Origin of the sequence: Variovorax sp. J22P240 (genome assembly GCF_030316855.1) — a bacterium.
Taxonomy (GTDB): Bacteria; Pseudomonadota; Gammaproteobacteria; order Burkholderiales; family Burkholderiaceae_C; genus Variovorax.
The window spans coordinates 100065-112323 of the sequence record NZ_JASZYR010000007.1; the positions used below are offsets into that span (position 1 = coordinate 100065).

The following is a 12259-nucleotide window of genomic DNA, read 5'->3' on the forward strand; positions in this document are numbered from 1 at the left end:
GGCGTGTGGCGTTACGGATCCACGGTCTGTCCTACGAGTACATCGCGAGCGTTCTAGCCCAGTTCGACCTGAATGCAGCGGCGCGCCGCGCCATCGTCGCGCATCTGGGCAATGGCGCCAGCATGTGCGCGATGGCCGCCGGACGGAGTTTCGCCAGCACCACGGGGTTCACTGCCGTCGACCGGCTGCCGATGGGCACGCGCTGCGGCAACTTGGATCCCGCCGGCGCGATCCTCTACCTGATGGACAAGCTGCGAATGGATGCGTGCGATCGAGGACCTAATCTACAAGCAGTCCGGCCTGCTGGGCGTGTTGGATCTTGAGCGACAGGCGAGCCCTGCTGGCCAGCGATGACGAGCCGCGCCCGCTTCGCCATCGACCTCCATGCATACCGAATCGGTCGCAAACTCGGCTCGCTCGCCGCGGCGGCACAGGGAATTGATGCGCTCGTGTTCACCGCGGGCATCGGCAAACATGCAGCGTCGCCGCGCGAGCGCGTGTGTTGCGATGCCGCCTGGCTCGGATGGAGCTCGACTTGACGGCCAATCTTTCCGCCGGGCCGCTCATCAGCATGGCATCGAGCAAAAAGGTGGCGGCGTGGAGTTGATGATTGCGCTGCATACCCGCGAGGTGCTCGACCGCACACCCTGCAGGCCCGGCGCTTCCGGCGACGGTGGTGCTGCGCGACGGACGGTTGACGGTGCGCGAAATCCTCCCCGACGACAAGGACGCGTTGAGGACGGCGGTCAACAGGAGTCGGCCGACTCGCGCTTCATGGCCAGCATGCGCGAGCTTCCGGAAGAGATGCTCGAAGCGGCGACGCATGCAGTGCCCGAGAAGAGGTTCGCGCTCGTCGTGCTCCACGGCGACGATGCCGACGCCGCTATCGTCGGCGGGGGAGCTATGTCTGAAGGAACAGATCGTCGATCCGGTTTTCGAGCGCATATCGAATCAGTTCGGCAGTGCTCGACACCTGCAGCTTTTCCTGGATGCGGGTCTTGTGCGTGCTCACCGTCTTCACCGACAGGTGAAGCGCATGGCCGATCTCGGTGAGCCGCTGTCCGGCCGCGACGCGCCGCAATACATCAAACTCACGGTCCGTCAGCAGCATGTGGCGCGGCGCGTCCGACATGCCGTTGAGCTGCAGTACCACCCGCTCAGCGAGACTTTCGGTGACATAGGCACCGCCGGCCGCCACCCTGCGCACCGCGCTCACGAGTTCGGTGGCCGCGATGTCTTTGGTGACATAGCCGTTGGCACCCGCCTTGAAGGCCCGCATCGCGTATTGCTCTTCCGCATGCATGCTCAGAACCAGCACACGAACGCCGGGGAACTCGGTTCTGATGCGGCGCACCAGTTCGAGTCCGGTCATTCCGGGCATCGACAGGTCGACGAGGGCGAGGTCGAACTCTTGTTCACCAAGAAGCTCAAGCGCCTCATAGCCCGTGACGGCTTCGGTCAGGGCCCAGCGGCTGCCGGCCGGATTGAGCACACGCTTCAGGCCTTCCCGTACGATTGTGTGGTCGTCGACCAGTAGCATTCGTAGCGCCGGTGTGAACTGGGTCGAGGCTGTCAAGACATCCCCCGGGGGCCGAAAGCGAATCGCTGGCCGGCTCGTGCATGCTCCCTGGACTTACTTTGACGCCAAACGCGCGTCTTCGCAAGGGCGTCGGCCTGCCCGGGAGATTCGGAATACCTCCGCTTCGGCGTTCGGAAAAGTCCTAGTCCTCTAGGAGCAATCCGCCGCGCGGGAGAGCGTCGGGCCGATGTTCAAGCGGCAGGCTTCGGCGCAATCTCCGTCGGGCCCTTGCATGCCCATGTTCGCTACGCTCCCCCGGAGAGGATTTCTCATGAACACGCTCGCACCGCATGAGACGTCGATTCGCTTGCCTGCCAGCGGCAGGATGCGCACCGCCGTCGTCGACCGTCGCGAATGGACCTGCCTCCACGAGATGTTCGACCTCATCGACGTTCCGGTCGGCGATGCCCCGCTTATGCCGCTGGTCCAGCCGACCGTCCGGCGACTCCAGCAAGGCGAAATGCTGTTCGTGGAAGGGGCGCCGACCACTTTCATCTGCATTGTCCGCACAGGCACCTTCAAGGTTTTTCGCACCGCCGAGGACGGCTACGAACAGGTGTACGCCTTTGCGCGCCGGGGCGACCTGCTGGGAATCGACGCCCTGTCCGGCGACCACCATTTGATGGCGACGGTGGCCCAGGAGGATGCCAGCGTGCTTGCCCTGTCGCTTCCCAACTTCTACGCTCTCGCGCAATTGCTGCCGGCGTTCGACCGTGGCGTCATGCGTGCGGTGACCCATTCGATGATCGACCTGATCCGGCTGTCCGACATGATGGCTGCCGTCGCAGCAGAAGTGCGGCTGGCCAGGTTCCTATTGCATCTGGCCCAACGGATGTCGACAACCGGGCAGGCCGTGCGATGCCTTCGCCTGCAGATGACCCGTCGCGACATCGGAAGTTACCTCGGCGTGGCCCACGAAACCATCAGCCGTTCGTTTGCCGCGCTGGCCGAGGGGGGCCTGATCGAGGTGGAGCAGCGCAAGGTCGAGATCCTCGATCTGGACGCATTGCGGCACTATGCGCAAGGCACGCGCACGCCCACCAAGGCGGACTTGCGCGCTTCGCCGTGCGCGCCGCGGGCCAGGGACGGGCTGACGCTAGTCGGCTGATTGCACGGGGCGGGGCTCAGCGCTTGGGCCCGAACGCCCGCGCGGATTGAGCATTCGAGAGGTCCGCAATGCAGTCTCGCGCTTGCTGGAACTCGGTCCCCTTGTCGAAGTAGGCGAGGGCGCCGGCATCCATGTGGCGCTTGCGCATGAAGGCCCAGTTGAACTGGGAAAATACGATCACCTTGATGCCAGGGTGGTGCTGCGTGACGTAATGCAAGACGTCGATTCCCTGGTCACGCCCGCGCAGTCTGGCGTCGAGCACGATCACGTCCGGATGGTGCGATCTGATCGATGTGATCGCCGAAGCAACGTCGTCTGCGTAGGCAACGACATCGACTCCCGGCGCAGTAGCCAACAGCGCGCCGAAGCTTTGCCGGATCGCCACGGAGTCGTCGACCATGAGCACTCTCAACTTGCACCTCGTACCTGTCTCTATGGAATGCAGGCCATGTTCCCCCCGATTGGGGATTTGCGTGATGCGTCTTCTCAATGAATTGGAAGAAAAATCGGCGTTCTGAGGCATCCTTCGGTCTGCCCCGGTTTCCGTGAAGGTCGAGTTCCATGGCGTTGTGGCTTGAGAACCTGTCGATCCGCAGTCGAATGATCCTGTTGATGGTCGGGGTCATGCTTGCCGTTACGGCGCTCTTGGCGTGGGTTCTCGCCAACGACGTGCGCCGGTCTCGCAATGCGGCATATGAAAAGGTCCGGATTCTTGCGACCGGGACGGCGGCGACTGTCCAACGCACACTGGACCAGTTCGAGTCGGTTCTCGCGCGCGCGTCCGCACGTCCGCTGGTCAGGGCGCTCGATCCGGCGCACTGCGATCCGTTGGTCGCCGAGTACGTGCGGCTAACTCCGACGATCCTCAGCTACGCGCTGCGCGATGCGCGGGGAGAGATCATCTGCCGCTACGAGCGGGCGCCGCTGTCGCCGTCGGTGGTCACGGATGCAGCCGGGTCGGTGGCCGCCGTCCGCATCGCCGGATTCGAGATGGGCAATTTGGTCGACGACGCCCGCTCCGGCCTCAAGATCATGGCGCTGAGCTATCCCATCCGTGACGAGGCGGGAAGACAGACCGCGCTGCTGGTGATGACCGTCGATTTGCTGGTATTGAACCAGCTGTTGCAGGCCTCGATCCCCGAAAACGCCGTCGTCACCGTAATCGATCGGACAGGGACCGTTCTCCTGCGATCGTCAGACCCCGAGACCTTCATCGGCGCGCGGCCCGCCGCTGGCGAGCCAGAGCCGGCGGATGGCCAGCGAGAAGGCTTCCTCATCGCGAAGGGGAGTGATGGCGCGCCGCGGCTGACCGCTTTCCTGACACTCTCCGATGTCGACTGGCGGGTGGCCGTGAGCCTGCCTGAAGTCGAGGTTTTCGCGGACTACCATGCTGCGATCCGGCGAGCGATCGGAATCGGCCTGACACTGTGTCTTCTTGCGCTGGGCCTGGCGTGGCGCCTGAGTTCAGCCATTGCCCAGTGGTCCTCCCGTCTCCGGGGGACGGCTGCCCAGATGACAACCGGCATCGACATCATTCGCGCCGGACTCCCAGGCCCGCCCGAAATCAGATCGGTCCCGCAGCAGCTCAACTGGATGCTCGACGCGCGGGACTTGAGCAAGCCGCGCCTGCGGCGCGACATGAGCGAGCGCAAGCTGGCCGAGCAGGCTCTTCGCGCCAGTGCGTCGAAACTTCACGCGGCGCTTTCGAGCATGAGCGACGCTGTCTGCATTGCGGACGTCGACGGCCGACTCGTCGAGTTCAACGATGCATTCGCGTCCTTCCACCGGTTTGCGGACAAGTCCGACTGCGGCGGATCGCTCGCTGACTACCCGGGTATTCTGGAGATGGCCATATCGAAGGCCGATCCCGCGCCGCTGGAGGAATGGCCGCTCTCACGCGCTTTGCGCGGCGAGACGGGGACTAACGTCGAGTACCGGCTGCGGCGAAAGGACACCGGGACCGAGTGGGTGGGGAGCTACAGCTTCGCGCCCATCCCTTCGGAAGACGGAACGGTCGCAGGCGCGATCATGACGGCGCGTGACGTGACGACGGCCCGGGAAGTGCAACTCGACTTGGAGTCTTCGCATTTCGCGCTGCAACAACTCATCGCCTCGCGAGACCAGGTTCAGGAAGAAGAGCGCAAGCGCATTGCGCGTGAGCTGCACGACGATCTGCAGCAGACCCTGGCCGCGATCCGCATGGACTTGCAAGTCATCACCGATCGCTTCGGCGCCCATGCCTCGGGACTGCCGGCGCTGGTCGCGGGCGTCGATCGGCTGGCCGAGCGGGCCATTGTGTCGACACGCCGCATCGTGAACGACCTGCGTCCGCCGATGCTGGAAGACCTCGGCCTGCTGCCGGCGCTTGAGGCGATGGCAAGCAAGTTTGGCGAGCAGTCCGGCATCGCGTGCGAGATCGACGCTGTCGATGAGGTGGCCAGTGAGTTGCTGGATGCCCCGGCGGTTGCCATCTGCCTGTATCGAGTCGCCCAGGAGGCGCTGAACAACGTGAACAAGCATTCCCGTGCAAGCGAAGTGCACATCCAGCTGGCGAAGGCCGGGGAGAATTCAATCGCGCTTCGCGTGAGGGACAACGGCCGGGGCATGGAACCCGCGGACAGGCGCAAGTCCGAGTCATTCGGCATCCTGGGTATGCAGGAGCGAGTTCGGGCTCACGGCGGGGTCATGCATATCGACGGCACGCCCGCACAGGGCACCGTCTTGGAGGTCGTGATTCCACTGACCGGGGCGTCATTGGCGTTCGGCTCTCCGTCCGGATCAACCGCGGCAATCGACCGCTCTAGCGCGTGTTCGATGTACGCCGCGCTGGACGACGGCCGTGCCCTGCCTCGACTCCTGAGCCGCGCTACCGATCAGACGCTGCAGGATGTGATCGACGCCATTGCAGGGATCGTGGCGGTCGTGGACCGCCACGGCACGATTCGATTCGTCAACCGGGCGTGGACACAGTTCGCCGATTGCAATGGGAATCCGGGCGCCGCATCCATTGGCCCAGGTGCGAACTACTTGGAAGTCTGCCGACGCAGTTCGCTCGACGACGAATCCGCGCTGAAGGTTCTGCGCGGTCTCGAAGAAGTGCTGTACGAGGGGAGGGTGGCTTTCGCGTGCGACTATCCGTGTCATTCACAAGAGGAGCAGCGCTGGTTCCGGATGCACGCGACCGCGATGGCCAATGGGGACGTGATGGTCGCCCATTTCCTGTTCCGGGTCGAAGAACGAGTCGTCTCCAGTTGATAGATCAACGCGGCGTGCCCTGAACGGGCGCAACGTTTCTGGATCGGCCTGCCACATCGCCGGGAACGGCGCAGGCCCGATCAGGGATGAATGCCGCCGTGTTGAGAGTTGTCAAGTCAAAGAAGAAGCGACGCAGGAAAATTCCTACGTCGTCTACTTTCGAAGGTCGAGTCATGACAACGCCCTCCACGCCTGATCTCGTACGCGAAACACGGATGTCCAGGAAGCTCATGGACGTGCTCATCCGGGCCGGCCTGGTACTGGCCCTGACCCTGCTGTGCTTCCGGATCTTCTCGCCCTTCATCTCGATGATGGCCTGGGCGCTGATCCTGGCGGTGACGATGTACCCGGGCCATCAGGCGCTGGCCCGCAGGCTGGGTGGAAAACAGGGGTTGGCGGCCACCTTGCTGGTGCTGGTCGGCATCACGCTGGTCGTGGCGCCCACGGCCGTGGTACTGAGCTCGTTGGGCGATTCGGTCTATGAGACCATCGTCAATCTCCGCGACGACGATTTGAAGGTTCCACCGCCGCCGCCCGGCGTGGCGGAGTGGCCCGTCGTCGGCAAGAAGGTGAGTGGCGCCTGGTCGTTGGCCGAAAAGGACTTGCCGTCGGTGGTCAAGAGGCTGCAACCACAACTCACGGAACTGGCCACCAAGGCGCTGGAGATGGTGGCCAGCATGGCGGGGTCGGTGCTGCTCTTCGTGTTCTCCTTCATCATCGCGGGCATCATCATGGCCTTCGGGGAGGCGGGCTCCGAATCCGCGAGGTCCATCCTTGGACGCGTCGCGGGCACCCGGCGGGGCGTGGAGTTCGCCGACCTGTCGACCCAGACCATTCGCGCGGTGGCCCTGGGCGTGGTCGGCGTGGCCTTCATCCAGGCCATGGTCATGGGCATCGTCATGATCATTGCCGCCATTCCCTTTGCAGGCGTGCTGGCGATCATCGTGCTCGTGCTAGGCATTGCGCAGGTGCCGGCGCTCCTGGTCTCCCTTCCCGTCATCGCGTACATCTGGCTGAGTGGAAATTTCGAGACGGTGCCGGCCGTTATCTATAGCGTGCTCCTGGTGGTCTCCGGCATGCTCGACAACGTTTTGAAGCCGCTCCTGCTGGGCCGGGGGGTGGATGCCCCGATGCCGATTGTCCTGATCGGTGCGCTGGGCGGCCTGGCCGGTGCCGGCATCCTGGGCATGTTCGTGGGAGCCACTGCACTGAGCCTGGGGTATCAGATTCTCATGCGCTGGGTCAACACCGATCCGGACGTCGTCGAGATCGAGAGCGAACTGCCGAACGTGTCCTGAACCGATGCGCGCGATGCCTTCGAAGACATCGAGGGTGCGAATGATGGCCTTGGCCGGCGCCGCCGCGATGCTCGGGGGGTGCACCACGGTGGGCCCCGATTTCGAGCGGCCGCGCGTGCCCTGGCTGTCCGGCTGGTCCGGCGGTTCTCTCGAAGCCCTCGCTGCCGACCCGCGACGTCCGCGCAATGGGTTGATGCAGGAGTGGTGGCGCAACTTCAACGATCCTGTGCTCGACCAGCTCGTGGCCGAGGCCCAACGCGTCAATCCCAGCGTGCGAATCGCCGGCATGCGCATCATGGAGGCGCGCGCCCAGCTCGGCATTGCCGACAGCACGCGCTATCCGCAGGTGCAGCAGGCGACCGGCGAAGTGCTCGGCGTGGGCGAGCAGCGTTCGAGCGGACGCGACACCAGTGCGGTGACTGCCAGTGCCGGGCTGAACGTGAGCTGGGAGATCGACTTCTGGGGCAAGTTCAGGCGCAGCATCGAGTCGGCGGACGCTGCCTATCTCGCCAGCATTGCCCAGTACGACGACATCCAGGTGCTGATGGCGGCCCAGGTCGCCGGCTTCTACACCTCGATCCGTACGGTGGAACTCCGGCTGCGGATCGCTCGCGAGAACGCCGGATTGCAAAAGCGCAGCCTGCAGATCACGGAGTTGCATTTCAGGAGCGGCAACGAGTCCGAACTGGACGTCCAGCAGGCCAGGGCCCAATACCTGGGCACGCTCGCGACCGTGCCCCAGCTGGAGATCGCCCTGCGCCAGACGCAGAACGCCTTGAGCATTCTGCTGGCCCGCCCGCCCGGCCCCTTGCCCGAGATGGAGCGAGGGAAGGAACGCATTCCGCAGGCCGGCCTCGACGTCATCGTCGACATGCCGGCCGAACTGCTGCGACGCCGTCCGGACGTGCGGGCGGCAGAAATGCAGCTGGCCGCGCAGTCCGCGCTGATCGGCGTGAGCGTGGCGGACCTCTATCCCTCGATTTCGCTGCTGGGCTCCGTGGGCCTCTCGGCCACATCGGTCGACGGGTCGCCGCGGATCCTGAGTGGTGTCATCGGACCCAGGCTCGTGTGGAACGTGTTCGACCATGGCCGACTGACCAACACCGTGCTGCTGCAGGACGCGAGGTTCCAGCAGTTCTATGAGCAGTACCAGGACACGGTGCTGCGGGCCGCCCGAGAGATCGATGACGCGTCGGTCGCCTTTGGCAAGACCGGGGAGCAGATCACGCTGCTGGCCGAGGCGGTGACGGCCGCGAAGCGTTCGCTGGAAATCGCCGACCGGCAGTACAACGAAGGCTTGGTCGACTTCCAGCGCGTGCTCGATTCGCAGCGAACGCTCTTCGCCGAGCAAGACCAGCTGGTCGCCAGCCGTGGCAGCCAGTCGCAGAGCCTGGTCGCCATCTACAAGGCCATGGGTGGCGGCTGGGAGGCGGCCCGCAGCCGGCCCGTGCTCGACGATGCCACGCAGGAGACCCTGGGTCGGCGCAGCGATTGGAAGGGCCTCCTGGCAGAGCCTCTGCCGCCGCCCGGCGCCGATGCGCTGCCCACTCCGGAGCGGACAAGACCATGAGCGAAGAAACCCAGCAACCCGCGGAACCACCACCGGAGTCCGGCAAGGGCGCCCGCATCGGCGCGATCGTCGTGCTGGTTCTCATCGTCGCCAGCCTGGCCTGGTATTTCGTGTCGGATCGCCTCACGCCCTACACGTCGCAGGCCCGGGTGCAGGCCTTCGTGGTGCCGGTGGCGGCGGAGGTGTCGGGCCGGGTGCTCAAAGTGCACGTCAAGAACAACGACGGGGTGCAGCCGGGACAGCCGCTCTTCGAGGTCGACCCGACGCAGTACCGGATCGCACTGCAACGCAGCCGGTCCGACTACGAGTCGGTCCGGCGCTCGGTCAACGCGTCGGTGGCTTCGGTGGATGCCGCCCAGGCCGGGCTGCGGGCGGCAACAGCCAACTCTCTCTACGCGCAGCAGGATGCCACACGGTTGGAGCAGATCTTTGCGGAAGACCCTGGCGCGATTTCCCTGCGCCGGGTCCAGAGCGCGCAGGCCGCCCGGGTCAAGGCGCTCAGCCAGGAGCAGGCCGCCAAGGTGGACCTGATCCGAGCCTTGGAGGCTGCGGGCGAGAGTGGCGACAAGAACGCGCAACTGGTCAGTGCTCGCTCGGCCGTCGAAAAGGCCGAGCTGGACGTGCAGCGCACGGCCGTCAGCGCACCCGCTGGCGGCCTGGTGACTGACCTGCGCACCGACGTCGGGCAGTTCGTGCAGGCCGGCGCGCCGCTCATGACGCTGGTCACCGTTCACGACCTCTGGATCAGCGCGGACATGACCGAGAACAACCTCGGCAACATCAAGCCCGGCGACGCGGTGGCGATCGTGCTCGACGCGATGCCAGGGAAGGTGCTCAAGGGCAGGGTGCGCAGCGTCGGCAGCGGCGTCGCCAGCGGGCAGCCCGCGCAGCCTGGGACGCTGCCGACGATCGACAACAGCCGCGACTGGCTGCGGCAGGCGCAGCGCTTTCCGGTCGCCATCGAGTTCGATCCGTCCGAGCGTGAGCAGCTGCGCGCCGTGCGGGTCGGGGGGCAGGCCGAGGTGCTGGTCTATACGGGCGAGCATGGACTGATGAACTGGCTGGGAACGGCCTTCATCCACATGATGAGCGTGCTGTCCTATGTCCATTGAAAAGCGCCGGATGGGCCGGGCCGACAAGGCCGTGCTGCGGCTGGCCATCGGTCTCGTTCTCGCGGTGCTGGTCGCCTACGGCCTGGCGCTGAAGGCGCCCTACGCAGTGTGCGTGGTCGCCGTGCTGATCCTGTGCAAGCCGGGTCCGCCGATTCCGCTCTTCAAGGGCATGGTCCTCGCCCTCGTCATTGCCGTGCTGATGATGGCCGGTGTGCTGATGGTTCCCGTCCTCGAAAACTACGCGCTGACCGGCGTGCTGCTGACCGGTGTCTTGCTCTACGCGGTGTTCTATTCGGGCGTGCGGAGTGCCAATCCGCTGGCGACGATCCTGGTGATGGCGATCGCCCTGATCCCGGTGGTCGGGGTGGTGGAACAGGCCCTGGCCCTGCAGATCGGCGCGACCCTGGCGGTAGGCCTTTGCATCGGCGTGCTGGTCAGCGGCATTTCGCACGCGCTCTTCCCCGATCCTCCCGTGCGCGCCGGCCGCAGGGCCGCAGCGGAGGTTCCGACACGCGAGTCTGCGAGTTGGATTGCCTTGCGCGCCGTCGTGGTCGTCATGCCGGTCTTCGTGCTCGCGCTGACCAATCCCTCCTTCTACGTCGCCGCCGTCATGAAGTCCGTGGCGCTGGGCCAGCAGGCCGGCTCCACCAGCACCCGTTCCGCCGGGCAGGAGCTTGTGGGGTCCACGCTGATGGGCGCGGCAATCGCCGGCTGCCTCTGGTTCGGCCTTGCGCTTCGACCCAACCTGTGGATGTTGATGCTGTGGATGGCCGCGGCCGCGCTGTGGGTGGGGACGCGGCTGTTCCGGGTCCGGCCCGGCGCGTTTCCGCCATCTTTCTGGGTCCAGTCCCTGGTGACGGTGCTGCTCCTGCTGGGACCGGCCATCGAGGACAGTGCCGGCGGCAAAGATGTGCTCAAGGCGTCGGCCACGCGCGTGGCTCTGTTCGTCGCCGTGGCGCTCTACGCGTGGGTGACGGTCTGGGCGCTGGAACACTGGCGAACCGCCAGATCCCATGCGCTGTTCTTCAGGCAAGGCTGAGCGGAGGAATCGCACCATGCTGACCAATCTGGCGATCGGCCTGCCGACCATCCTCCTGTGCCTGGCGCTGCAGGCGGCCTTCACGTTCTGGAGCATTCGCTACTACTCCGGACCGCACCGCGACGCTCTCATTCCGGGACCCTTCGTCCAGATCCGCTCGCTCCTGGTCGTAATGATCGTGCTGATCCTGGGCAACTTTCTCCAGATCATGATCTGGGGGTTGCTGTTCATCCTGCTCGGCGAGTTCAGCGAGTTGTACGAGGCCGTCTACCACTCCGCAGTCAACTTCAGTTCGCTGGGCTACGGCGATGTGGTGATGACCAAGCGCTGGAAGCTGCTGGGCCCGCTCGAGGCAGCCAACGGCGTGCTGATGTTCGGCTTGACCGGCGCCGCATTGATGGCGATCTTGCAGCAGATGGTCAGGACGCTGGCTGAAAGGGCAGGAGCGAAGTAGGTCGTGCAGTTCGCCACCGACGGCGCTTCTTCGCGCCGGCTACCGAACGCACGAAGGGCTCGTGGAAGACGCTGCAGCCCCCCGCTGACGGAGGAGCGGGACAAAGGCATCCTGGACGTGTCGCAGATTCCTTCCAGCATCCTCGCGCACCAGCCGCTACATCGACAAGGACAACGAGGTGATCGTCTGCCTGCAGACCGAGGCACCGCCCACGAGGGCAATGGTGCCCAACGACGGGCTAGCGCGTGGCGGCCGCCAGCCTCGAGTCTTTCGGCATGCCCCGTCATCAAATGGCGAGAGCCTTGCGGCTAGTAGTGCCTCCTTCACCTGGGCCTGGACCAGGGACCTGCGGATAAGGTCCAGTTCCCCTGTGCGCGCTCGATTTAACACGGTGGGACTCAGCGGGGATACGCCGGACTGCCAACCGCCACGATGGTCGGCAAGGGGGTCAAACCTGGCCGCCGCGTTCCCGCACGGCGCTCGTCTGGGTCTGGGCGCTCCGGTCCTTAGCGCCGCGTCGCCGTTTTCTTGAAGGGTCCTTTCTCGCACCAGAACTTTGTTCTAATACCAGGGTGGGCCTGAAACACCGCCCGTGCCGCTTCGCAGTTGTCGCGGTTGTTTGCGTCGCCGTCGGCGGCGTCAAAGGTCGCGACGTGGACGCGCCGGGTGGGGTCTACCACGCTGTCACGGTACAGCGTATATCGATCGTCCCTGCCCGTGCAACCGACAGCGACAGCGCACAAGGCGATGCCGATAGCAGCGCCTGCGGCGGCCTTGCGGCTGCGGGCAATGGTGCGGGATTCGCGGGTGCTCATGAGGGGCGGCGTCCTGGCTGTCATCGGTT

11 protein-coding genes and 1 pseudogene are annotated in these 12259 nt (G+C 65.3%); 8 read left to right on the forward strand and 4 right to left on the reverse strand.

Going from position 1 to position 12259, the window contains the following annotated elements; all coding sequences use genetic code 11:
• Window positions 1-5 precede the first annotated feature (5 nt).
• Window positions 6-539: pseudogene (locus tag QTI24_RS18720) on the forward strand (hypothetical protein).
• Here the strand turns inward: QTI24_RS18720 and QTI24_RS18725 are convergent.
• Both QTI24_RS18725 and QTI24_RS18730 read right to left on the reverse strand, forming a co-directional pair.
• The gene (locus QTI24_RS18725) at window positions 454-945 is read right to left on the reverse strand and encodes a hypothetical protein (RefSeq protein WP_286602672.1); all 492 of its coding nucleotides are present in this window, start codon (window positions 943-945) and stop codon (window positions 454-456) included. The pseudogene QTI24_RS18720 and the gene QTI24_RS18725 sit on opposite strands and share 86 nt — an antisense overlap.
• Complete coding sequence (locus QTI24_RS18730) at window positions 902-1540, reverse strand: response regulator (RefSeq protein WP_286602477.1); 639 nt, start codon at window positions 1538-1540, stop codon at window positions 902-904. Before QTI24_RS18730 ends, QTI24_RS18725 begins: the two co-directional genes overlap by 44 nt.
• Before the next feature lie 412 nt (window positions 1541-1952).
• On the opposite strand from QTI24_RS18730, the gene QTI24_RS18735 reads away from it, so the two are divergent.
• Window positions 1953-2687, forward strand: a complete 735-nt coding sequence (locus tag QTI24_RS18735) for a Crp/Fnr family transcriptional regulator (RefSeq protein ID WP_286602479.1) — start codon at window positions 1953-1955, stop codon at window positions 2685-2687.
• A gap of 16 nt (window positions 2688-2703) precedes the next feature.
• Here QTI24_RS18735 and QTI24_RS18740 read toward each other — a convergent pair whose 3' ends face one another.
• The gene (locus QTI24_RS18740) at window positions 2704-3087 is read right to left on the reverse strand and encodes a response regulator (RefSeq protein WP_286602480.1); all 384 of its coding nucleotides are present in this window, start codon (window positions 3085-3087) and stop codon (window positions 2704-2706) included.
• Between the two features lie 161 nt (window positions 3088-3248).
• On the opposite strand from QTI24_RS18740, the gene QTI24_RS18745 reads away from it, so the two are divergent.
• The 6 genes from QTI24_RS18745 to QTI24_RS18770 all read left to right on the forward strand — a co-directional run bounded on the left by QTI24_RS18745 (window position 3249) and on the right by QTI24_RS18770 (window position 11415).
• Window positions 3249-5942: a PAS domain-containing protein gene (locus QTI24_RS18745; protein WP_286602481.1), complete on the forward strand. Its 2694-nt coding sequence runs from the start codon at window positions 3249-3251 to the stop codon at window positions 5940-5942.
• Between the two features lie 173 nt (window positions 5943-6115).
• Window positions 6116-7240 carry an AI-2E family transporter gene (locus QTI24_RS18750; RefSeq protein WP_286602483.1) on the forward strand — a complete coding sequence of 375 codons (1125 nt, stop codon included), beginning with the start codon at window positions 6116-6118 and terminating at the stop codon, window positions 7238-7240.
• 40 nt (window positions 7241-7280) lie between these two features.
• Entirely contained in the window at window positions 7281-8810 is a 1530-nt protein-coding gene (locus QTI24_RS18755) for an efflux transporter outer membrane subunit (protein WP_286602485.1), read from the forward strand.
• On the forward strand, window positions 8807-9922 hold the full coding sequence (locus QTI24_RS18760; protein ID WP_286602487.1) for an HlyD family secretion protein: 1116 nt from the start codon (window positions 8807-8809) through the stop codon (window positions 9920-9922). The genes QTI24_RS18755 and QTI24_RS18760 overlap by 4 nt, the downstream gene beginning before the upstream one ends.
• A complete protein-coding gene (locus QTI24_RS18765; protein WP_286602489.1) occupies window positions 9912-10961 on the forward strand; it encodes a DUF2955 domain-containing protein in 1050 nt (349 codons plus the stop codon). The genes QTI24_RS18760 and QTI24_RS18765 overlap by 11 nt, the downstream gene beginning before the upstream one ends.
• A 16-nt stretch (window positions 10962-10977) precedes the next feature.
• Window positions 10978-11415 (forward strand): ion channel, encoded by a 438-nt coding sequence (locus QTI24_RS18770; RefSeq protein WP_286602491.1) that lies wholly within the window; start codon window positions 10978-10980, stop codon window positions 11413-11415.
• Between the two features lie 506 nt (window positions 11416-11921).
• Here QTI24_RS18770 and QTI24_RS18775 read toward each other — a convergent pair.
• Entirely contained in the window at window positions 11922-12230 is a 309-nt protein-coding gene (locus QTI24_RS18775; protein ID WP_286602493.1) for a hypothetical protein, read from the reverse strand.
• Window positions 12231-12259 lie beyond the last annotated feature (29 nt).

Coding starts and splice junctions, on each gene's coding strand:
- QTI24_RS18725 (WP_286602672.1), bottom strand. CDS start 945: ATGCGCTCGAAAACCGGATCGACGATCTGTTCCTTCAGACATAGCTCC.
- QTI24_RS18730 (WP_286602477.1), bottom strand. CDS start 1,540: ATGCTACTGGTCGACGACCACACAATCGTACGGGAAGGCCTGAAGCGT.
- QTI24_RS18735 (WP_286602479.1), top strand. CDS start 1,953: ATGTTCGACCTCATCGACGTTCCGGTCGGCGATGCCCCGCTTATGCCG.
- QTI24_RS18740 (WP_286602480.1), bottom strand. CDS start 3,087: ATGGTCGACGACTCCGTGGCGATCCGGCAAAGCTTCGGCGCGCTGTTG.
- QTI24_RS18745 (WP_286602481.1), top strand. CDS start 3,249: ATGGCGTTGTGGCTTGAGAACCTGTCGATCCGCAGTCGAATGATCCTG.
- QTI24_RS18750 (WP_286602483.1), top strand. CDS start 6,116: ATGACAACGCCCTCCACGCCTGATCTCGTACGCGAAACACGGATGTCC.
- QTI24_RS18755 (WP_286602485.1), top strand. CDS start 7,281: ATGATGGCCTTGGCCGGCGCCGCCGCGATGCTCGGGGGGTGCACCACG.
- QTI24_RS18760 (WP_286602487.1), top strand. CDS start 8,807: ATGAGCGAAGAAACCCAGCAACCCGCGGAACCACCACCGGAGTCCGGC.
- QTI24_RS18765 (WP_286602489.1), top strand. CDS start 9,912: ATGTCCATTGAAAAGCGCCGGATGGGCCGGGCCGACAAGGCCGTGCTG.
- QTI24_RS18770 (WP_286602491.1), top strand. CDS start 10,978: ATGCTGACCAATCTGGCGATCGGCCTGCCGACCATCCTCCTGTGCCTG.
- QTI24_RS18775 (WP_286602493.1), bottom strand. CDS start 12,230: ATGAGCACCCGCGAATCCCGCACCATTGCCCGCAGCCGCAAGGCCGCC.